Source organism: Larkinella sp. VNQ87 (assembly GCF_049445795.1).
In the GTDB taxonomy this organism is placed as follows: domain Bacteria; phylum Bacteroidota; class Bacteroidia; order Cytophagales; family Spirosomataceae; genus Larkinella.
Map to the genome: position 1 here is coordinate 115,529 of NZ_JBMSDT010000018.1, position 21,646 is coordinate 137,174.

A 21,646-nucleotide genomic window follows, 5' to 3' on the forward strand; every position below is an offset into this window, starting at 1 on the left:
ACGACGATGTTAGTAGAAAAAAACAGCGAAATACTTACATTGGTATGGACCGGAAAACCATCTATAACAGAAACCGGATTCTGAACGGCAATTCATGGAGTATCGGAAATTAGGTAAAACCGACCTGAACGTCTCGCTCCTGAGCTTCGGAGCGTCGCCCCTGGGCAATGTGTTTGACGAAACCAACGAAGAAGAAGGCATCCGGGCAGTGCATGCCGCCATTGACCAGGGCATTAACTTTTTCGATGTTGCCCCATTCTACGGCGACACCCTGGCCGAAACCCGGCTGGGTAAAGCGCTGAAAACCAAACGCGATTCCGTTTATCTGGCCACCAAATGCGGACGCTACGGCAACGGTGTTTTCGATTTTTCGCACGATCGAATCATGCGCAGCATCGACGAATCGCTCGAACGGCTGCAAACCGATTACGTCGACCTGCTGACCGTCCACGACATCGAGTTCGGCGACCACGAGCAGGTAGTCAACGAAGCGATTCCGGCGGCTCTGAAAATCAGGGAAATAGGCAAGGCGCGCTACATCGGTTTTTCGGGTTTGCCGGTTCGCTACCTGGCAAAAGTCGCGCGCGAGGTGGATGTCGATACGGTGTTGTCGTGGGGCCACTACACGCTGCTGGCCGACGAAATCAACGACGAACTGGTGCCGCTTTCGCTCGAAAAAGGATTCGGACTCCTGAATGCGGCCCCGCTCATGCAGCGGATTCTCTCGGAAGCGCCCATTCCGGTCTGGCAAAGTTCTCCGCAGGCGGTGAAAGAGTTACAGCCGAAACTGATTGCGCTTTGCCGCGAATACGACCTGGCGCTGAGCGATGTAGCCCTGAAATATGCCGTCGGTCATCCCGTCATTGCGACCACGATTGTCGGCATGAACGAACAACGGCAGCTTGAACAGAACGTTCGGGCACTCGACATTCAGATTCCCGGCGAGTTGCTTCAACGCATTCATACCTTGGTTGCTCCAGTCAAAAACCAGTTCTGGTTTGAGGGAAAACCGGAAAACAACCTTCCGAAAGCAAGCATTCACCATGACTAAACAACCCGCCCTGGTGCTGGTCGAACCCGGAAAAACCGAGGTTCGCGAGATTGCTATACCGACGCCCCAACCCGACGAAGTATTGTTGCAGGTCAACAAAGTCGGTTTTTGCGGAGGGGATCTGAACGGTTTTCGCGGACTGTTTGAATTGCAGGAATACCCGAATGTGCTGGGCCACGAAGTCGGCGCGACGGTACTGGAAACCGGGGCCGACGTTCCGGCCGATTTTCAGCCGGGGATGCGGGTGACGCTGAACCCGTACCTGAACTGCGGTCATTGTCTGTCGTGCCGGAAAGGTCGCCCGAATGCCTGCCAGGACAACAAAACGATGGGCGTCCGGCGGCCGGGTGCCATGACCCGGTTTATCAGCGTGCCGTGGCAGAAATTACATGCGTCTTCCAGGTTATCGGTCCGGGAACTGGCCCTGGTCGAACCGCTGACGGTCGGTTTCCACGCGGCTGCGCGCGGTCGGGTGTCGGCAGGCGAGAAGGTAGCCGTGATCGGTTGCGGGATTGTCGGCATGGGCGCGGTAGCCTCGGCCGTGCATCGCGGAGCCGAGGTCATTGCCATCGACATTGATGATGCCAAAATGCACACGGCCCGGCTGGCGGGTGCGGCCCACACCATCAACACCACGAAGCAGGATTTGCACGAAACCCTGCTGGAGATCACCGACGGCGACGGCCCCGATGTGATCATCGAAGCCGTTGGCAACCCGATAACCTACCGGGCCGCCGTGGAAGAAGTGGCCTATACCGGGCGCGTGGTCTACATCGGGTACGCCAAAAAACCGGTCGATTACAACACCGGCACCTTTGTCCGGAAAGAGATTGAAATCCTGGGATCGCGCAATTGCCTGGGCGATTTTCCGGATGTCATTCAGTACCTGGAAGCCGGTCGATTCCCGGTCGATGCCGTCATCAGCCGGGTGGTGTCGCTGGACGAATCGGGAGCCGCGCTGGCCGACTGGTCGGCGAATCCGGGGCCGATTACGAAAATAATGGTCGATTTTGATTCCCTTTCCTGACGCATGAAATCCGCCGTAACAATTGCTCTGGTGCCAGAAATCAAAACCGGGCCGTGGATTTACTGGCACGACCTCCAGGCCAGCCTGGCGAAAGCAGCCGCCCTGGGCTTCGATGGGGTTGAATTATTTACGGCCTCGGCCGATGCTGTCGAGCCCGACCGGCTGTCGAGCTTGCTCGGGGAGTATGGTCTGCGGCTGGCAGCGGTGGGCACCGGGGCTGGGAAAGTGATTCGGGGCCTGACGCTGACTGATTCTGATCCGGAAGTGCGGGTGCAGGCGGTGGAATTCATTGCCGACATGATAGCGTTCGGCGCGCTGTTCGGGGCTCCGGCCATCATCGGTTCCATGCAGGGGAATGCGGTGCCGGGCGTCGAGAAAGAACAGGCGCTGGAATGGCTGGCCGAGGGGCTGAATACACTCGGGAAGCAGGCCGAAGCGCTCGGTGTCCGGCTGATTTACGAACCGCTGAACCGCTACGAAACCAACCTGATCAACCAGCTCGAAACCGGTGTTCAATTGATCCGGTCGCTGGATACCGAAAACGTGGTGTTACTGGCCGATTTGTTTCACATGAATATCGAGGAAGCGTCGCTAGCCGACAGCATCCGGCGGGCGGGCTCGCACCTTGGTCACGTTCATTTCGCCGACAGCAACCGCCGACCAATCGGCTTCGGACATACCGAACTGAACGGAGTGGTAGCGGCTTTGCGGGAGATCGACTACACCGGTTTTATCTCAGCCGAAGCCTTCCCCTGGCCCGACCCCGACCAGGCTGCCGGGCAGACGATTCATGCTTTTAATCAGTATTTTAAACCCCGTACCCGTACCCACGGACTTTAGTCCGTGTGAGTTTATTTTATCTAATTGGTCATATCAACTCACACGGACTAAAGTCCGTGGGTACGCAAACCCCAACAATATGCAACGATTTTGCCTTGCCCTCGACCTGATCGACGACCCGGATCTGATTGCTGAATACGAACAATGGCACGCGCCGGGCCACGGTTGGCCGGAAGTCCGGGCGAATGACCTGGCCGCCGGAGTGCTCGATTTGCAGATTTACCGCACCGGCAACCGGATGGTGATGATTCTGGAAACCGACGACGATTTCACCTTTGAAAAGAAGGCCGAAATGGATGCCGTCAACGAGCACGTGCAGCGGTGGGAAGAGCTTATGTGGAAGTTTCAGCATCCGTTGCCCTGGGCCAAACCGGGCCAGAAGTGGGTGCGAATGGACCAGATTTTCCAGTTTGAAAAGTAGTATTTTGGGATAGGAACACGGATTGGACGGAGGTAACGGATTGAAACAGATAAATCTGTTTTTGATCGGTTAAATCTGTCCGATCGCAACGGCGACCCGGCCGTGTTCCTATCTATATTTTGTTTTTCTCCTCCAATAGTCTCCGACCCTTCCATTCTGGAAAAAGCACCCTGCCGTTTTGATACGGTTTTTCTCCGCTTCGCTTCCTGTTAAAATTATTTTTGAATTTAGAAGTCTGATTATCAGAATTCTAGCTTTCGTCTGCCACGTTCGGACTTCTTTTTGCCATTGAGTAGGTATCACTAACAGACCAAGACAATGGAACTGCTTCTGCTCGCCGGTACGGCCCTGATCTGCTTCGCCGTTTTTTACAAAGCCATCGAATGGTTCGAAAAAATCTGATAACCATGCTAACGCTACTTTTTATTGTCTCGCTTCTGGTTTTTGGCTACATGTTTTACGTGCTGGTCAGACCCGAAAAGTTTTAACCTACCTACCACTATGTTTACGGATGGAATGGGCGTGATCGCCATGTACGCCCTTACGGTGCTGCTGGCAATTCCGCTCGGCAAGTTCATTGCCAAGGTGTACAAAGGCGACCCAAACGCCTTTGATTTTATGGCTCCACTGGAGCGACTGATTTACCGATTGGGGGGAGTTGACCCCAACCGGCAGATGAACTGGAAGGAAAACCTCGTGGCCTTGGTCACGATCAACCTGCTTTGGTTCGTATACGGATTCTTCATGCTGTTGTTTCAGGGCAGCTTGCCGCTGAACCCTGATGGTAACCCATCGCAGACGCCGGATCTGGCGTTCAACACGGCGATTAGCTTCCTTGTTAACTGCAACCTGCAGCACTATTCCGGCGAGTCGGGCCTGACGTACCTGACCCAGACGGCGGTGATTATGTTTTTTCAATTTGTTACGGCGGCTACAGGCATGGCAGCTATGGTGCTGGTGTTCAACGCGCTACGCACGGAGGTAACCGATAAGCTAGGCAATTTCTACGTGTATTTCGTCAAGTCGATTACGCGCATTCTGTTGCCGCTGTCGCTGGTGGTGGCGCTTATTCTCGCCTTCAATGGCACACCCGCCAGCTACGAAGGAAAGGATTCCATCGTGACGCTTCAGGGCGATACGGTTGGGGTTTCGCGCGGTCCGGCGGCTGGGATGATCGCTATCAAGCAGTTGGGTACCAACGGTGGTGGCTGGTTCGGCGTGAACTCGGCGCACCCGCTGGAAAACCCGAACTACCTGACCAACATGGTCGAAGACATTTCGATTATCCTTATTCCGATTGCGCTGGTGTTTGCGCTGGGGTATTATATTAACCGACGTCGGCTGGCGCTGGTCATCTACGGCGTAATGACGATCGGCTTCATGCTCCTCTTTTTTCCGTCGCTCTTTGCGGAGATAAGCGGTAACCCGGCCATTTCGCAGCTTGGCGTATCACAGCCGCTGGGCAGTATGGAAGGTAAAGAAATCAGGCTGGGCGCTGCAGCATCGGCCTACTGGGGCATCACGACAACGGCTACCTCGAACGGGTCCGTTAACGCCATGCACGATTCGATGACGCCGATCTCGGGCGCTATGCAAATGCTCGACATGATGATCAACGCCTTCTACGGTGGGGTCGGGGTCGGCTTTCTGAACTTCTTCGTGTTCCTGATCGTCGCCGTGTTCATCTCGGGACTGATGGTCGGCCGGACGCCGGAGTTCCTGGGCCGCAAGGTTGAAGCGCGGGAGATGAAAATCGCATCGCTGATCGCCATTCTGCACCCGTTCCTGATTCTGGTGTTTACGGCCATATCGTCGTACACGCTGGTGAACATGCCGGATGCGGACTGGGCAGTGAAGCCGGGTAACTGGCTGAACAACCCCAGCTTCCACGGGTTCTCGGAGATGCTGTACGAATACACCTCATCGGCGGCCAACAACGGTTCCGGCTTCGAAGGCCTGGGCGACAACAACTTCTTCTGGAACTTCACCTGTGGTCTGGTGCTGATTCTGGGTCGTTACCTGCCCATTGTCGGGCCGGTGGCGATTGCGGGTCTGCTGGCGCAGAAAAAGTACGTGCCGGAGTCATCGGGTACGCTGCCTACGGATACGGGTACGTTTGGTCTGGTGACGTTCGCCGTTATCTTCATCATCGCGGCCCTATCGTTCTTCCCGGCGCTGGCCCTGGGGCCGCTGGCCGAATACTTCTCTTTAAAATAATTGATTCGATACGTTGTCCATTCTGAGGCAGGTATCGAACACAACGAATAAAAAAATGGCAAAGCAATCTTCTCCTTCGCTCTTCCAGCGCGAGCTCGTTGGAACGGCCATACGGGAGTCATTCACGAAACTCAACCCGGCGGTCCTGATCAAAAATCCGGTCATGTTCACCGTCGAAATCGGTACGGTGGTGATGCTCCTGGTGACCATTTACATTGCGCTGTCGGGTGATACAACGCAGGGGTCACTGGGGTACAACATCATCATTACCCTGGTTTTATTCATTACTATTCTGTTCGCCAACTTCGCTGAGGCAATTGCCGAAGCGCGGGGGAAAGCCCAGGCCGAATCGCTCCGCAAAACGCGGGAGGAAACGCCGGCTAAGGTGATTCGCCCGGTGGGCCAGATGAAACTCGATGAAATCGAAGTCATTCCGTCGTCGCGGCTCAAGAAAGGCGATGTCTTCGTCTGCGAAACGGGCGATATCATTCCGTCGGACGGCGAAATCATCGAGGGTTTAGCTACCATCGACGAATCGGCCATCACGGGGGAATCCGCGCCGGTCATCCGGGAAGCGGGCGGTGACCGTTCGTCGGTAACGGGTGGTACGAAAGTGCTTTCCGACAAAATCAAGGTGCTGGTGACGACCCAGCCAGGCGAATCGTTCTTAGACAAGATGATTGCGCTGGTGGAAGGGGCCAGTCGGCAGAAAACGCCGAACGAGATCGCCCTGACGATTCTGCTGGCAGGCTTTACGCTGATTTTTATCATCGTCTGCGTTACGCTACAGCCGTTCGCCGAGTACGCCAACACATCCATCACCATCGCGGCCCTGATTTCGCTGTTCGTCTGTCTGATTCCGACAACCATCGGCGGACTGCTGTCAGCCATCGGTATCGCGGGGATGGACCGGGCGCTCCGGGCCAATGTTATCGCCAAGTCAGGTCGGGCCGTCGAAACGGCGGGCGACATCGATACGCTGCTGCTCGACAAAACGGGTACGATCACGATCGGTAACCGAAAGGCGACCAACTTCTATCCGGCTCCGGGCATCAACCAGACCGATATGGTACGGGCGAGTGCGCTGAGTTCATTGGCCGATGAAACACCGGAAGGTAAGTCAATTGTAGAGTTGGCAGGAGCGGACGTTACGCGGTCGCTGTCCATTGAGGGAGCGACGCTCATCAAGTTCACGGCCGAGACGCGGTCGAGTGGTATTGACCTGCCAACCCGTCTGAACGGGAATGCCCAGACCACCGACGTAATCCGCATTCGCAAAGGGGCGGTTGACTCTATCCGGGCGATGGTCGAGCGGGCGGGCAATGTGTTTCCGGTCGAAACGGACAAGAAGGCGAAGGAGATTGCTGCCAACGGGGGGACTCCGCTGGTAGTGGCCGAAAACGACATCGTGAAAGGCGTTGTTGAGTTGCAGGATATTATCAAACCGGGTATTCAGGAACGATTCCAGCGGCTGCGCCGGATGGGTGTAAAAACGGTGATGGTAACGGGCGACAACCCGCTGACAGCCAAGTTTATCGCTGAAAAAGCCGGAGTTGATGATTTCATTGCCGAGGCCAAGCCGGAAGACAAAATGAACTACATTCGGCACGAACAGACCGGTGGTAAGCTCGTTGCCATGATGGGCGATGGTACCAACGACGCACCCGCGCTGGCCCAGGCCGACGTAGGTGTGGCCATGAACAGTGGTACGCAGGCGGCCAAGGAGGCCGGTAACATGGTGGACCTCGACAACGACCCGACCAAACTGATTGAGGTGGTTGAGATTGGCAAGCAGTTGCTGATCACCCGAGGTACGCTGACCACCTTCTCGATAGCCAACGACGTTGCGAAGTATTTTGCCATCGTTCCGGCCCTGTTCATCAGCTCGATTCCGGCGCTGCAAAGCCTGAATATCATGCGGTTGAACAGCCCCGAGTCGGCGATCCTGTCGGCGGTCATCTTCAACGCGATCATCATACCGGTGCTGATTCCGCTGGCCCTGCGTGGGGTAGAATACAAGCCCATTGGAGCCTCTGCCTTACTGCGCCGAAACCTGTTTATTTACGGTCTTGGCGGTCTGGTAGCGCCGTTTGTTGGTATTAAGTTACTTGACTTGATTGTAGGATTGTTTGTGTAAATATTTAGTCGTCAGTCACTAGCGCGGAGATTAACGAATGACTGACGACCATTGACCAGTGACTAAAACTATGAAAACGCATATTGGACCAGCCATTCGATTAACGATCGTCCTGCTGGTGTTGCTTTCTGTCATCTATCCACTCGTCGTAGCGGGTATCGCTACGTTCGCTCCCGGCGGGGGCAAGGGCGAAACCGTCACGGTAAACGGTAAAGTGGTCGGCTACAAACGAGTCGGGCAATCCTTTACGGAAGACCGCTATTTCAACAGCCGTCCGTCGGCTGTGGATTACAACGCAGCTGGGTCAGGTGGGTCAAACAAAGGGCTCACTAACCCCGATTACCTGAAAACCGTGCAGGCCAGGATTGACACCTTCTTGGTGCATAATCCTGGTGTAACGAAGGAACAAATTCCTTCCGAGCTGGTGACGGCCTCCGGCAGCGGTCTGGACCCCGATTTGTCGCCCGCAGCGGCCAAAATCCAGATCAACCGCATTGCCAAAATCCGGGGTATTTCCGCCGAGCGGTTGAACCAACTGGTGGATGCGCACACGGAAGGCCCGTTGCTGGGATTATTCGGCCCCGCCAAAGTAAATGTCCTGCGTCTGAACATCGAGTTAGATCGTACCCACGGACTTTAGTCCGTGTGAGTCTACCTAATCCAATAGTTGATACCAACTTAAAGGTAATTCTAGCTCACACGGACTAAAGTCCGTGGGTACGTAAAAAGCTGTGTATAGTTATGAAGAACGTTTCAATACTGACTGCCGTATTAAGCACGGTTTTAAGTAATTGTCTATTCGGCCAAACCGATTCGTCCTCTGTTTCCAAACTAACCGTTTCCGGCTACGCCGAACTCTATTACGTCCAGGATCTCAACCACCCGAAAGCTTCCGAACGACCCGGTTTTATCTATAACCACAAGCGAAACCGCGAGGTGAATGTGAATCTGGCGTTTTTGAAAGCCGCCTATTCGAGCGAACGGGTGCGGGCGAATCTGGCCATTCAGGTTGGGACGTATGCACAGTACAATTATGCCGCCGAACAGCCCCTGTTGCGGAATATTTTCGAAGCAAATGCCGGGGTGAAACTCTCCAAAAACCAGGATCTGTGGCTCGATGCCGGGGTTTTCTCGTCGCACATCGGGTTTGAAAGCGCCATTTCGAAAGATTGCTGGACACTGACCCGCAGCATGCTGGCTGAGAATTCACCATATTATCTGGCCGGGGCCAAAGTAACGTACAATTCGCCCAATGGTAAATGGACGGTTTTAGGATCGGTGCTGAACGGCTGGCAGCGCATCAATCGGTTGCCGGGGTATACCAAACCGGCTTTCAGTACGCAGGTGCAGTATAAACCGAGTTCAAAACTAACCCTGAACTGGAGTACGTTTCTAGGTGCCGACCGACCGGATTCGTTGAAACAAAACCGGTTTTTCAACAATTTTTACGCGATCATTAATCCGACCGGGAAGTTTGGTCTGACGCTGGGCTTCGACATCGGGGCCGACCGAAAACCGCTGCTCGGCGCCGGGCAGCGTGTCGGCAAAGGAAGTTACGTATGGTATTCGTCGGTCGTCATTGCTCAATATGCTATCAGTTCGAAAAACGCGCTGGCCGGGCGGGTGGAGTATTACGACGACCGGAATGGCGTCGTCATCAGTACCGGAACCGGAACGACGGGCCGCGCCAACGGTTTTCGGACCTGGGGCTATTCTGTCAACTACGATTACGCCATTTTGCCGTCGGCAGTCTGGCGAATCGAATACCGGGTTTTCAGGAGCAAAGACGCGATTTTCACCGAAACCGCAGCGACACCCGCCCGCCGGACCAACCAGGCACTGACCACCTCACTGGCGGTTAGTTTTTAGATAGACAAGAGATTGTCGGCTTAAAATTTAACTCCTTTATCTCACTTCTCTTGTCTCTCATCTTTTGTCTCAACAAAACATGGACACCAACCGTGATCATACCGCTGACCAATTCCTCCGACTCATCCAGGAATCACGCCGGGGAAAGTTCAAGATTTACATTGGGATGAGCGCAGGCGTTGGCAAAACCTACCGCATGTTACAGGAGGCCCACGCCCTGCTCCGCGGAGGCATCGACGTGAAGATCGGTTTTGTGGAAACCCACAACCGGGCCGAAACCCATGCTTTGATTGAGGGGTTGCCGATGATTCCGCGCCGGAAACTATTTTATAAGGGCCGTGAACTGGAGGAAATGGATTTGCAGACCATTTTGAACACGCACCCGGAACTGGTCATTGTGGATGAACTAGCCCACACCAACCTGCCGGGGTCTAAAAACGAAAAGCGTTGGCAGGATGTGGTTGAAATCCTCGACGCGGGCATCAACGTAGTCAGTGCCGTCAATATTCAGCACATTGAAAGCCTGTACGATGAGGTGCACGACATTACCGGTATTGAGGTCACCGAGCGCGTGCCCGACCGGATTTTGCAGATGGCCGATGAGGTAGTCAATATCGATTTGCCCGCCGATGAGCTGATTACGCGCCTGAAAGAAGGGAAGATATACGAACCAGGCAAGGTCGAAACGGCCCTGCGCAACTTTTTTCAGGCCGACAAAATTCTGCAATTGCGCGAATTGGCGCTCAAGGAAGTCGCCACGGCGGTGGAGCGGAAAGTGGAGACGATGCTGCCGGTCAATACCCAGTTTAAGCACGAACGACTGATGGCGTCGATCAGCAGCAACCACGTGGTGGCCCGGCGCGTCATCCGCAAAACCGCCCGGCTGGCGGCTTATTACCAGGCCCGCTGGTTTGTGCTGTACGTGCAGACGCCCGCCGAAGGTTCGAACCGCATTAAACTGGATGTGCAACGGCATTTGATCAACAACCTGAAATTGGCGACGGAGCTCGGAGCGGAGGTGATTCAGGTGAAAAACAAGAGTATCTTTAACGCCCTGGTGGATGAATGCGGGAAGCGCAAGATTACGACCGTTTGCATTGGTAAACCGCATTTTAACCTGCTCCAGGTCATTTGGCGCACCAATGCCTTCAACCAGTTGCTGAATACCTTATCGGAGTCGGATATTGACCTGGTTATTCTGTCATGACAATTAAATTAAAAATAGCGCTGGCCCTGGTCTTTCTGTTTGCCGTTCTGTTGTTGCTGGGCGGATCGGGAATCTATTACCTGAACCAGCTTTCGGACGATACGCGGGCGATTCTGAAAGATAACTACACTTCGTTGCAGTTTGTGGGACGCATGCAAAAGGCGTTGCTGACCCGAAATACTGATCCGAATGCCCTGGAAACGTTCGAAACCGCCCTGCGTCAGCAGGAAGCGAACCTGACGGAAGAAGGCGAGAAAGACCTGACCGACGCTGTGCGCCTGGATTTTGACCGGCTCAAGTCGGAAAACCGTAGCGACTCGCTGACTCTGGCCCGGATTCAGCAAAACCTCCTGCAACTGAGCGATATCAACCAGCAGGCGATGTTTCGGAAAAACGACGTTGCCGAACGAACGGCGAAGGACGCGCTGATCTGGCTGGCCGTTACGGGCACGGTTTGCTTCCTGATTCTTTTCTCCTTTATCATCAATTTTCCGGGCTACATCGCCAATCCGCTCCGGGAGCTGACGCGGGGCATCCAGGAAGTAGCCAGCCGCAACTTTGAAGAACGACTTCACTTTCGGTCGAACGACGAGTTCGGCGAACTGGCGCGGGCCTTTAACTCGATGGCCCACAAACTCGATGAATACGAACACACCAAACTGGCCGATGTGCTGTTCGAGAAAAAACGCATCGATACGCTCATTCAGTTGATGGACAACGGCATCATTGGGCTCGATGAGAAGAAGAACATCCGGTTTGTCAATCCGGTAGCCTGCCGGTTGCTGGGAGTCGACGAAGCCGAGGTGGTTGGGCAGTATGCGCCGGATGTGGCCCTGACCAACGATTTGCTCCGGACGTTGATTCAACACCTGACTGAAACCGCCCCCGAAGCGGACGTCGATCGGAAGTTGCTGAAAATCTACGATGAAGGAAAAGAAAGTTACTTCAACCGCCAGACGCACGTGGTGACGCTGACGCGCACCGGGGAAGAAAAACCGGTGGCCGCCGGTTGGGTTATTGTTCTGGAAAATATAACCGCCTACCAGGAACGGGATCTGGCCAAAACCAACTTCATTGCCACGGTTTCGCACGAGTTGAAAACGCCCATTGCCGCCATCAAAATGAGTCTGAAACTGCTGGACGACGAGCGGGTGGGGGCTTTGAATGAGGAACAAAAAGAGTTGGTTAATCACGTCCGGAACGACGCCGACCGGTTGCTGAACATCACGGGTGAACTGTTGAATCTGGCGCAGGTGGAATCGGGCCAGATTCAGCTGACGATCAAGGCCGTGAATCCGGTGGACCTGGTGCATTACGCGACGAAAGCGATGGAAGTAGCCGCCAACCAGCGACACGTGCGGTTTGAGATTTCCGGTCTGGCGGGTTTGCCCGCCATCAAAGCCGATCCGGATAAAGCTACCTGGGTGTTGGTCAATTTGCTGTCGAATGCCATCCGACACAGCCCCGAAGAAAACGTCGTCCGTATTTCGGCCCGGCCGGTGGGCCAGCAGGTGGAGTTTACGGTACGGGATTTCGGTCCCGGTCTGCGGCCGGAACACCGCCCCCGGGTTTTTGACCGGTATTTTCGTGCCCCTGGTCCGAACGGGCAGGCGGGTGGGACGGGCCTGGGCCTGGCCATCTCCAAAGAGTTTATCCAGTCGATGGGTGGAGAAATCGGCCTGAAAGACGACGTGGAACCGGGGGCGGCTTTTTACTTCCGGCTGGCGATTGCCTGACGAAATTTCGTCACGCCCACCAGCAAATGCGGGTTGATCTTCCCCAAAAATAACTTCCTCTTCATTCCTTCGGAACAATACCTTCCCTGATGGGTTGAGGTTGATTGTGCCCCAACGCCTATTGGCCTTTTCCGTGAAAAGGTCAGACGGCTGGAGGGGCACGTTTGTCCGTTGCCTGGTATTTTAAAATCAAGCAAATTCATGTACAATTGAGCCGAAATCCGGTTTAAGGGAGCTTATACGGGTGTTTTCTAAAAATAGGTCAACTTTATCGCTATATTTCCAAATTATACCCATAGCTATTCACCCGAATAGATTCCACGCATGGAAAATAAACAGCACCTGGATAAAGTCACCGCAGCCGGTTTGCTGGTGGCCATGGGCATTATTTTTGGGGACATCGGTACGTCCCCGCTGTATGTTCTCTCAGCCATTATCGGCCCTTCTCAAGCCATTCAGGCCGATGTCGTCAAAGGAGCCATTTCCTGCATTTTCTGGACGCTGACCCTCCAGACCACTGTCAAGTACGTCATTCTGATTTTACGGGCGGATAACCGGGGCGAAGGCGGTATTTTTGCCCTTTATGCGCTGGTTCGACGACATGCCAATTGGCTCACCGTGCCCGCCATCATTGGCGGCAGTGCTCTGCTGGCCGACGGCATCATTACGCCCCCGGTTTCTGTTTCGTCGGCCATCGAAGGGCTGGAGTTGATTTACCCGCACATCCCGACGGTGCCGATTGTGATTGGTATTCTGACCGTGCTCTTCCTGATTCAGGCATTGGGAACCAGTGTGGTCGGTACGGCATTCGGGCCGATCATGCTGCTCTGGTTTATCATGCTGGGCACGCTGGGCGTGATGCACATTGTCGATGATCCTGAGATTCTGACGGCGATCAACCCCTATCATGCCTGGTGGCTACTGACCGAGTTTCCGGGCGGTTTCTGGCTGTTAGGCTCCGTCTTTCTCTGTACCACCGGAGCAGAAGCGCTTTACTCCGACCTGGGCCATTGCGGACGGGGCAACATCCGCGTGAGCTGGGTTTTCGTCAAAACGTGTTTGCTCCTGAATTACTTTGGGCAGGGGGCCTGGCTACTGACGATGGAAGGCCAGTCGCTGGGGGATCACAAACCGTTTTATGCTCTCATGCCCGACTGGTTTCTGATGGCCGGCATTGCCATCGCCACGGCCGCGACGGTCATTGCCAGCCAGGCATTGATAACGGGTTCGTTCACGCTCATCAGCGAAGCCATCCGGCTCAACCTGTGGCCCAAAGTAGTACTGCGGTATCCGTCGGTTAAAAAAGGGCAACTTTACGTGCCCAGCATCAACCTGTTGCTGTGGATCGGGTGCGTCGGGGTGGTGCTGTACTTCCGGGAATCCTCGAACATGGAAGCCGCTTACGGATTGGCCATCACGCTGACGATGTTGATGACCACCATCCTGATGACCTATTACCTCTACAGCCATCGGTACAAGGCCTGGGGCGTGGTCCTGTTTCTGGTGGTCTACGTGGGGCTGGAAGGGGCGTTTTTGGTGGCCAATCTCATCAAGTTTCAGCACGGTGGCTGGGTGTCGCTTTTCATCGGGGCCTCGATTGCTGCCGTGATGTACACCTGGTTGCGGGCGTTTTACATCAAACTGCGGCTGACCGAATACGTTCGGATCGATCATTACCTGCAACCGCTCAAGGAACTGAGCCGGGATATCAGCATTCCGAAATATGCCACGCACCTGGTGTTTATGAGCAATGCCGCCCGACAGTCGGAAATCGAGTCGAAAATTATTTACTCCATTTTCCAGAAACGGCCGAAGCGGGCGGACATTTTCTGGTTTGTCCACGTCGACACCACCGATGATCCGTACACGATGGAATACAAAGTGAACACCATTGCCCCGGATGATATTTACAAAATCACGTTCCGGCTGGGCTTCCGGGTCGAACAGCGCATTAACCTGTTTTTCCGGAAAGTCATTGAAGACCTGGTGAAAAACAAGGAGGTGGATATTACGAGCCGGTACGAATCGCTGGGCCGTCAGAACGTCATCGGCGATTTCCGGTTTGTGGTACTCGAAAAGTTTTTGTCTTATGAAAACGACCTGCCCTGGATGGAGCAGTTGATTATGAATCTGTACTTTTTTGTCAAACGGTTTACCACCTCGGAAGACCGCTGGTTTGGGCTGGATACGAGTTCGGTCAAGATTGAAAAAGTACCGCTGGTGATCCGGCCGGTCGAAAATATTAAACTCAAACGCATTGATGGCAATTTGACACGGGTGTAATGTCCCCGTACCCACGGACTTTAGTCCGTGTTTTGTTTTATGCTAATAAACTCAGGTAGCTAGCTCCCAAAACACGGACTAAAGTCCGTGGGTACGGTTTTACCATTGAATAAGTCCTAAACCCCGCCATGATCTGGTACGAAGAAGAAGTTCGGCAACTCGAAAAAAAGATTCACAACCTCCCGCAACCAGCCGAAAATACGGTTTTTTACGGCAGTTCGTCCATTCGGCTCTGGACGACGCTGGAACAGGATTTTTCCGGAAAACCGGTGCTGAACATCGGGTTTGGCGGGTCGACGCTGGCGGCCTGTAGCTGGTTTTTCGAGCGGCTGGTGGTCCCGGCCCAGCCCCGTTCCCTGGTTTTTTACGCCGGTGACAACGACCTGGGCGATGGGCGTCATGCCGAAGAAGTCTACCTGTTTTTCTGTGCTCTGGTCGCCAAGATGCAGCTCTACCTGCCGCAGATGCCGTTTTCGTACGTTGCCATCAAACCGAGTCCGGCCCGCTGGCACATCGTCGACCGTATCCGGTTTACCAACCACCTGATCCGACAGAAAATTGAGGAGTTGCCCGGCTATCAGTTCGTGGATGTGTTTACGCCCATGCTGGATCTGGGCGGCAAGCCCCGGCGAGACCTGTTTGAACACGACGGCTTGCATTTAAGCCGCAAAGGATACACGCTTTGGCAGGAGGTTTTGTTACAACATACGGGAATTTTTTAACAAATCCTTTAATTGATGAGGCATACAGGGTAACAGAAAAGTGTGCAAATTGCTGAAGAATAGCAGGGCTGTATGCATCGTGAATATCACAAGTGGTTTAGCCATCACCTGAACCGTGACATGGAGCTGCTGGTCTTCGGGCAAACCGGAGCACGGGTGCTCGTATTTCCCACCCGACGGGGGCGGTTTTTCGATTTTGAAGGGTTCGGGCTGGTCGATGCCGTCGCCGACAAGGTCAACAGCGGCAACCTGCAACTTTTCTGCGTCGATAGCGTCGATGCCGAGGGGTTGTACAGCCGCTGGATTCCCCCGCAGGAGCGCATCACCCGGCATCTGCAATTCGAGCAGTATGTGCTCGATGAAGTGCTGCCCTTTACCCGCCTGAAAAACCCGCAGCCGTTCATGATTGCGCTCGGCTGTAGCTTTGGCGCTTTTCACGCCGTCAACATTGCCCTCCGGCACCCGCAGTGGTTTGGCAAAGTGGTGGCCCTGAGTGGGCGCTACGACCTGTCGACCCCGGTCGACTGTTTCCGGGGCCTGTTCGATACCTACTACGACGATACGATCTATTACAACACGCCGACGCATTTTCTGCCCAACCTGCACGACGACGAAACGCTGGCCTTGCTGCGCCGGATGCACATTCTGCTCGCCGTCGGCCAGGAAGACCCGTTTCTCGACAACAACCGGGCCCTGAGTTATTCCCTGACCGAAAAGCATATTCCGCACAACCTCTACGTCTGGGAGGGCCGCGCCCACAAAGCCGACGACTGGCAGCAAATGGTCAAAGTGTACCTGTAAGTACCCACGGACTTTAGTCCGTGTGAGCCAGGCCATCTTTAAGTTGATATCAACTACTAGATCATAAAAGCTCACACGGGCTAAAGCCCGTGGGTACTAGAGCACCGGCAACTGGCTTTCGATCTGCGCCCGGCGGGGTTCGTACTGGGGCGGTAATTTCAGATTCGTTCCCAGTTCGCCGAGCGGTTCGTCGACGGTAAAACCGGGGTTGTCGGTGGCAATTTCGAACAGGACGCCCCCCGGTTCGCGGAAGTAAATCGAATGGAAATAATTCCGGTCGAGGGGCTCGGTGACGTTGAAGCCCCGGGCGGCAATCCGCTCCCGGAACGCCATCTGGGCGGCATCGTCTTTGACCCGGAACGCGACGTGGTGAATCGTTCCACTGGCCACCTGGCCGCGTTTTTCGCCCGGCACTTCGACCAGGTCCACCAAAGCCGCATTCGGAACCGCGTCGGTAGTAAATCGGTAGCGATTGACGTGCTGCTCAACAAGTTGGTAGCTAAAAATATCCGTCAGCAAATCGGCCGTGTTTTTGATCGATTCGAGCGTCAGCGTCACGTTGTGAAAGCCTTTGGTCGCTACGTCGGCGTTGACGTCGGCGGTTTCCCAGGGCGCGCGCTCGTCGGCGGTTTTCGAAACGATCAACTCCAGCTTCAGACCGTCGGGGTCCAGGAACGGCAGGTATGTTTCGCCAAACCGCTCGGTGGGTTTGTTGTACAGAATGCCGCGCTCCTGGAACCGTGTCAGCCAGAAATCCAGACTTCCGGCGGGCACCGAATAGCCAATTTCGGTCGCCATGCCCGTACCGCGTCGGCCCGGCGCGGTACCTTCCCAGGGAAAGAACGTCAGGATGGTGCCCGGTGAGCCGGTTTCGTTGCCGAAGTAGAAATGGTACGTTTCCGGGTCATCGAAATTGACGGTTTTTTTGACAAACCGCAGACCGAGTACGTTGGTGTAAAAATTGAAATTGCGCTTTGCCGTACCGGCAATGGCCGTGATGTGGTGAATGCCTAGAATGCGATTTTCCATGACTGGGTTGGATGAATGACCGGGGAAGTTAGGAAAAAGCGCGGCCATTTGGCAAGAAAACCGTCGGGATTTAGGGGAAAAGCGGAAGATAGGAATGGGGCGACGAATGTTCTCTTTTTTTACTACCGAAAAATAAAATTAAGTAACAATACTCAGGCAGTTTTCTTAATTAGCGCACTCGACGTTCTCACCTATGACGGAGCAACAGAAGCTTTTACGGGTATTTAAATTGATTCGGTTGCTCAAACAGCGGCCCGGCAAAACCATCGGCCAACTGGCTCAATCGCTGGAGACGACGACCCGGTCGGTGTACCGGTATTTGATCTTTCTGGAGTCGGTCGGCTACGAGGTGGACCGCGACGGAAAACCGCCCCGCTATTTTATCTTCGAGGACGAAACCGTCCGCCAGGCCCGGTTTACGGAGGAGGAAACGCAGGTGATCCGGCACGCGATGGCCAGCGTGGCCCCAACGCATCCGTTGCTGCCGGGGATTTGGCAAAAGCTGTTTTTGGCGTCGACCTTACAGCCGCTGGCGGATGGTCTGGTAGACCTGCACCAGGGCCGGATCGTGGAGCGCCTGGCGGAAGCCCTGCGGGACCAGCGGCAGGTTCGGCTGATCCGGTACCAGTCGACAAATTCGAATACCGTGGCCGACCGGCTGGTCGAACCGCTCTCGTTCACGGAGGATTACCGGGTGCTCAATGCCTACGAACCCGCCGACGGGCAGGTAAAGACGTTCAAAATCCGGCGCATCGAGGATGTGGAAACGCTGGAGATGCCCGGACACTACCGGAGCGTAGATGAGCCGCTGGATTTATTCGGTTTTGCGGGGCCGGAAAAAATACGTGTCGATCTGCTATTCACCAATCGGGCCTATCGTCTATTCATTGAAGACTTCCCGCCTGCGAGGGCGTATACGTATGCCCGTCATGATGCCGGTTTTCCGTACGGCTTCCGAGGTGAAGTCCGCGATTTTCGGGGCATCGGGCGGTTTATTCTGGGGTTGCCGGGGGAAGTCAGGGTCGTGGAGCCGGAGGGCTTGCGGGCGTATTTGCGGGGGCGAATCGGGGAGTTTGAAGGATTGTAATGCAGTCAGCCAACGGTAGTTAACCAACTCAAAAAATCAGATGGGCTTAAAATTAGAATACCGTTGCAACAGGTCGGGCGTCAGTCCGCGTTGAGTGGCTTTGAAGCTAATGTAATCCATTACTTCCAGCAGGTTGCCTGATTCGGCCAGACAATCGGTCACCAACTGAGAAAGCAGTATCTGTTGTTGCTCCGATAAGGTGCGAAACCGTTGAGCGGTTTCTTCGGGAACAGGAAGTTGGAGTAGTGTCATGATCGACTCGTTTGGTGATTAAAGATACTAATAAGTAGGCGGGAAAAGTTTCCGCAAAAGAGAAGGCAAGCAGAACCCGGCACTAAAAGGAGTTTTGGGCGTATCTGAAGAGGAGGATTAGTGAGTTTAAACTGGATGCTTAACGAGTTTTAAACCAAATGTTGGTAAATGGTCAAAATCATGGTCGCTTGTGTGGACTTCCATGTCCAGGTAGAGGCCAAGCACGGCAATCCACAAATCGTTCTTTCCCATATTGCGAGCGCTAATCCCGGGCGGAAGTGGGTGACTGCTGAACCGCCCCTGGCTGTAGGCTTCCACTTCGCCATAAAGCCGGGCTACGGCGCGATTAGGCTCCGCAGTAGGGTACGTATCGAGCAGATGTTGCAGAAATTTGACCTTTTGATACCCCCAGTCATTGCGTAAAGCCAGGGCTTCAAGTTCTCCGGCTACGATGATGGGAATGATCGTGCGAACCGGGAGCAGCGTCCGGGTGCGGATATGGCGGAGAATGAGGTTGGTGTCAAAAATCATTGATCCTCACGGATTTGTCTTTCCATGTCGTCCCATTCGGCATCGGTAAAGCCGAGATCGGGAATGGGCAGGGATTGTTTGGGCCCCACCAGATCGAAGAATAGGTCAGCGCCAATGGCTTTAATGACCGCCGGATCGTAGCTGATCGATTGCCCTTTTTTCAGTTTGGCAACGACAATGCCGTTGACAATGAAAGCGTCAGGTGTTTCAATAATAGTCGGTTGCTGCGGAGTCATGTGACGAAGAAGTTAACCTACCAAAAATACGAAAATAAGTGCGGAAAGGTTTCTATGAACAAAAAGACAGCCCGGACCGAAATGGAAGAAGACAATGGAATTTACTTGTTGCTTTTCGCGGCCCGTCTGGCTTTGGCGATCCGGCGCAGGGCTTCCTCGCGGGAAAGCCGCTCGGTGGGGAGACTCAGGATTTCCTCCCAGGTCATTTCGCGGATAGTTTTGCCGGTGATTTCATTCTTAACCGCACCAAAATCTTTTGATTTCCTGTTCATCGGGCAATTGAGTTTTAACTAAAGGTATTGGATAAAATTAAGTGACGGCATTTGTCACAGAATCAAATTTGCTTTGCTGACGTAAAACAAACAAGGTATGCAATCAATTACATTTAACCGATCTTCCAATGTTTTGCTCAATGTGGGTATAGTAGCTTTATATCAGTATCTCGAACGCTACAAGGCAGATATTGACAATACACTTGAGTTTAAATTGTCCGCTGATTTGCTTTCAGTTGAGCATGTTGACCTACTTTCTGTACTGGAAGCTATTTACTGGCGTATGGGGCGAGAGGTGTATGACACAAGCGGTAAGAATGCTTTAGAAAAGATTGATAAATACTATTTTATCCGTCAGCCATTTGAAGCCGTTCCATTCGCTAAAATGAAAACATATGGCTTGGCGGAGTTAATTACAAACGACGCACAACCAACCGCAAGCAAAGAAGGAGAAAGCAAAAGGTTTAATGCGTTGCTTAATGAAGAGCCAGATTTTGCACAGAAAGTGGCTTTATTCTTGCACAGTAAAGGAAAAAAACTTAAACTCTACACAGTCATTGAAAATAGTGTCGTTGAAAACGAAAAAATCAACGGTAAAATAGTAGAAAACACAGGCGGAGATTCAAACATATTCATTGGTGCTGGTTATAAGAAACTAACCGATTTGGTGTTTGACTGGCGATATATCAATCCCGGTAGGGATCGATGTTCACTTACAGGCGATGGCTACGAGAAACTTATAGATTCAACGTGTACCTCGCCTTTTATTAAAGGAATAAAAAATTTTAATTCGTTTTTAAAGGGAGATTCGTCTATCCAGCTGGGCTGGAAGGCAGTGTATATAAGCCGTTTTGCGCCCAAATTGTGCTTTTATGCATACATCAGCGGATTAGACAGTATGGTAAGCTATTTATTTGAATCTGACTCATTGTTGAACTTGCAAAAATTATATGCTCAAAATCAATCATTGTTCAAAGACAAGCAACAATTAATTGATTCAAATTATCAGTCAAACTTTAGCCTATATAATTTTGGATACGGTTCAAAATCTGATGAGGACCGTCTTTCAGCTGGCAAAGATTATACAGAGCGTGCTGAGATTTTATTCATGCTGATTTACACCGTATATCGAAATTTTTTGTTCGGGCGCGGCCTGGAGAAACTGCAACATGAAAACGATATAAAAGATATTTTCAGTGACATCTTCGGGCAACCAGCTCCTATCAATCTCATTTCATTCCAAGCAGATAAGTTCGCCAGTACTCTTCGGCCTGGGGCCTACGAGACATTTAATAATTTCAAATTTGTCATTCGATTGTTGGCCCATCTTGAAGTCAATAAAGTTAATTTTCGAAATCTGCTGGGAAGTCTTAAATTGCTTAAACCATCTGAGAAAAAGAACAAGAATCATTATCGCCTAGAGCGGCAGCTTCGTAACGCGGTCTTGGATAAGGTACTAAAGGGCAAATCTGTACTTGACGAAATAGAGAGTCTTTTCTTTCAGTGCTATATCTATCTAAACTCGGCTGAACCGGTCGGTTTCAAAGACTACAAACAACTCCAACTATTTATTGAACTATACGAACCAATCATTCAGCTCACGATGGACAAACCAGATTACAAAACCCTTCAAGAACGAGCCATCAAACTCGGCTCAAGTATTGGTATGAGTGTAAAAACATACGATGAAGGTGATGCACAGAGCAATGCTAAGGATGCTCGTGGTTATATCATCGGTCTGCACAAAGCTCGAACTTCTGAGCAGTTCCGTGAAGCCATAATCCGTTTCCAGACAAAATATGGCCTAGTTGTGAACGCTGATTTGCTGAACGGCCTGAGCGAAGAAAATTTTGTCTTCGTTAAGCAGTTTGCAGTAATCGCAGCTCTTAATATCGTCAATTCAATTATTAAACCCCAAAACAATTAAA

Annotated in this window: 21 protein-coding genes; 16 read left to right on the forward strand and 5 right to left on the reverse strand. The window is 53.0% G+C overall.

Annotated features, from left to right (window positions below):
* Positions 1 to 94 precede the first annotated feature (94 nt).
* The 14 genes from ACO2Q8_RS26290 (at position 95) to ACO2Q8_RS26355 (ending at position 16,311) form a co-directional block, all read left to right on the forward strand.
* On the forward strand, positions 95 to 1,051 hold the full coding sequence (locus tag ACO2Q8_RS26290; protein ID WP_423347872.1) for an aldo/keto reductase: 957 nt from the start codon (positions 95 to 97) through the stop codon (positions 1,049 to 1,051).
* Positions 1,044 to 2,078 (forward strand): zinc-binding alcohol dehydrogenase family protein, encoded by a 1,035-nt coding sequence (locus tag ACO2Q8_RS26295; protein WP_423347873.1) that lies wholly within the window; start codon positions 1,044 to 1,046, stop codon positions 2,076 to 2,078. Before ACO2Q8_RS26290 ends, ACO2Q8_RS26295 begins: the two co-directional genes overlap by 8 nt.
* Before the next feature lie 3 nt (positions 2,079 to 2,081).
* Positions 2,082 to 2,918: a TIM barrel protein gene (locus ACO2Q8_RS26300; protein WP_423347874.1), complete on the forward strand. Its 837-nt coding sequence runs from the start codon at positions 2,082 to 2,084 to the stop codon at positions 2,916 to 2,918.
* Between the two features lie 79 nt (positions 2,919 to 2,997).
* Positions 2,998 to 3,339, forward strand: a complete 342-nt coding sequence (locus ACO2Q8_RS26305) for an L-rhamnose mutarotase (RefSeq protein WP_423347875.1) — start codon at positions 2,998 to 3,000, stop codon at positions 3,337 to 3,339.
* 407 nt (positions 3,340 to 3,746) lie between these two features.
* Positions 3,747 to 3,827: a potassium-transporting ATPase subunit F gene (locus ACO2Q8_RS26310; protein WP_119667659.1), complete on the forward strand. Its 81-nt coding sequence runs from the start codon at positions 3,747 to 3,749 to the stop codon at positions 3,825 to 3,827.
* Between the two features lie 13 nt (positions 3,828 to 3,840).
* Positions 3,841 to 5,556, forward strand: a complete 1,716-nt coding sequence (gene kdpA, locus ACO2Q8_RS26315) for a potassium-transporting ATPase subunit KdpA (RefSeq protein ID WP_423347876.1) — start codon at positions 3,841 to 3,843, stop codon at positions 5,554 to 5,556.
* 55 nt (positions 5,557 to 5,611) lie between these two features.
* Positions 5,612 to 7,693, forward strand: coding sequence for a potassium-transporting ATPase subunit KdpB (kdpB, locus tag ACO2Q8_RS26320; RefSeq protein ID WP_423347877.1), 2,082 nt, complete (start codon positions 5,612 to 5,614; stop codon positions 7,691 to 7,693).
* Between the two features lie 70 nt (positions 7,694 to 7,763).
* Positions 7,764 to 8,333: a K(+)-transporting ATPase subunit C gene (locus ACO2Q8_RS26325; protein ID WP_423347878.1), complete on the forward strand. Its 570-nt coding sequence runs from the start codon at positions 7,764 to 7,766 to the stop codon at positions 8,331 to 8,333.
* 101 nt (positions 8,334 to 8,434) lie between these two features.
* Positions 8,435 to 9,562: a porin gene (locus ACO2Q8_RS26330; protein WP_423347879.1), complete on the forward strand. Its 1,128-nt coding sequence runs from the start codon at positions 8,435 to 8,437 to the stop codon at positions 9,560 to 9,562.
* 79 nt (positions 9,563 to 9,641) lie between these two features.
* Positions 9,642 to 10,769 (forward strand): sensor protein KdpD, encoded by a 1,128-nt coding sequence (locus ACO2Q8_RS26335; RefSeq protein WP_423347880.1) that lies wholly within the window; start codon positions 9,642 to 9,644, stop codon positions 10,767 to 10,769.
* Positions 10,766 to 12,505 (forward strand): ATP-binding protein, encoded by a 1,740-nt coding sequence (locus tag ACO2Q8_RS26340; RefSeq protein WP_423347881.1) that lies wholly within the window; start codon positions 10,766 to 10,768, stop codon positions 12,503 to 12,505. Before ACO2Q8_RS26335 ends, ACO2Q8_RS26340 begins: the two co-directional genes overlap by 4 nt.
* Before the next feature lie 324 nt (positions 12,506 to 12,829).
* Complete coding sequence (locus tag ACO2Q8_RS26345) at positions 12,830 to 14,788, forward strand: KUP/HAK/KT family potassium transporter (protein ID WP_423347882.1); 1,959 nt, start codon at positions 12,830 to 12,832, stop codon at positions 14,786 to 14,788.
* Positions 14,789 to 14,916: 128 nt separating this feature from the next.
* Positions 14,917 to 15,510 carry an SGNH/GDSL hydrolase family protein gene (locus ACO2Q8_RS26350; RefSeq protein ID WP_423347883.1) on the forward strand — a complete coding sequence of 198 codons (594 nt, stop codon included), beginning with the start codon at positions 14,917 to 14,919 and terminating at the stop codon, positions 15,508 to 15,510.
* 72 nt (positions 15,511 to 15,582) lie between these two features.
* Entirely contained in the window at positions 15,583 to 16,311 is a 729-nt protein-coding gene (locus ACO2Q8_RS26355) for an esterase family protein (protein ID WP_423347884.1), read from the forward strand.
* Positions 16,312 to 16,407: 96 nt separating this feature from the next.
* Here the strand turns inward: ACO2Q8_RS26355 and ACO2Q8_RS26360 are convergent, their stop codons facing one another.
* Entirely contained in the window at positions 16,408 to 17,340 is a 933-nt protein-coding gene (locus tag ACO2Q8_RS26360; protein ID WP_423347885.1) for a ring-cleaving dioxygenase, read from the reverse strand.
* Between the two features lie 193 nt (positions 17,341 to 17,533).
* Here ACO2Q8_RS26360 and ACO2Q8_RS26365 point away from each other — a divergent pair, with 193 nt between their 5' ends.
* Entirely contained in the window at positions 17,534 to 18,427 is an 894-nt protein-coding gene (locus ACO2Q8_RS26365; protein ID WP_423347886.1) for a helix-turn-helix transcriptional regulator, read from the forward strand.
* 36 nt (positions 18,428 to 18,463) lie between these two features.
* Here ACO2Q8_RS26365 and ACO2Q8_RS26370 read toward each other — a convergent pair whose 3' ends face one another.
* The 4 genes from ACO2Q8_RS26370 to ACO2Q8_RS26385 form a co-directional block, all read right to left on the reverse strand.
* On the reverse strand, positions 18,464 to 18,679 hold the full coding sequence (locus ACO2Q8_RS26370) for a hypothetical protein (RefSeq protein WP_423347887.1): 216 nt from the start codon (positions 18,677 to 18,679) through the stop codon (positions 18,464 to 18,466).
* 126 nt (positions 18,680 to 18,805) lie between these two features.
* Complete coding sequence (locus tag ACO2Q8_RS26375; RefSeq protein ID WP_423347888.1) at positions 18,806 to 19,210, reverse strand: hypothetical protein; 405 nt, start codon at positions 19,208 to 19,210, stop codon at positions 18,806 to 18,808.
* Positions 19,207 to 19,446, reverse strand: coding sequence for a hypothetical protein (locus ACO2Q8_RS26380; RefSeq protein WP_423347889.1), 240 nt, complete (start codon positions 19,444 to 19,446; stop codon positions 19,207 to 19,209). The genes ACO2Q8_RS26375 and ACO2Q8_RS26380 overlap by 4 nt, the downstream gene beginning before the upstream one ends.
* Positions 19,447 to 19,547: 101 nt before the next feature.
* On the reverse strand, positions 19,548 to 19,718 hold the full coding sequence (locus ACO2Q8_RS26385; protein WP_423347890.1) for a hypothetical protein: 171 nt from the start codon (positions 19,716 to 19,718) through the stop codon (positions 19,548 to 19,550).
* Positions 19,719 to 19,815: 97 nt separating this feature from the next.
* On the opposite strand from ACO2Q8_RS26385, the gene ACO2Q8_RS26390 reads away from it, so the two are divergent.
* Entirely contained in the window at positions 19,816 to 21,645 is a 1,830-nt protein-coding gene (locus ACO2Q8_RS26390; protein ID WP_423347891.1) for a hypothetical protein, read from the forward strand.
* The last annotated feature ends 1 nt before the right edge of the window (position 21,646 follow it).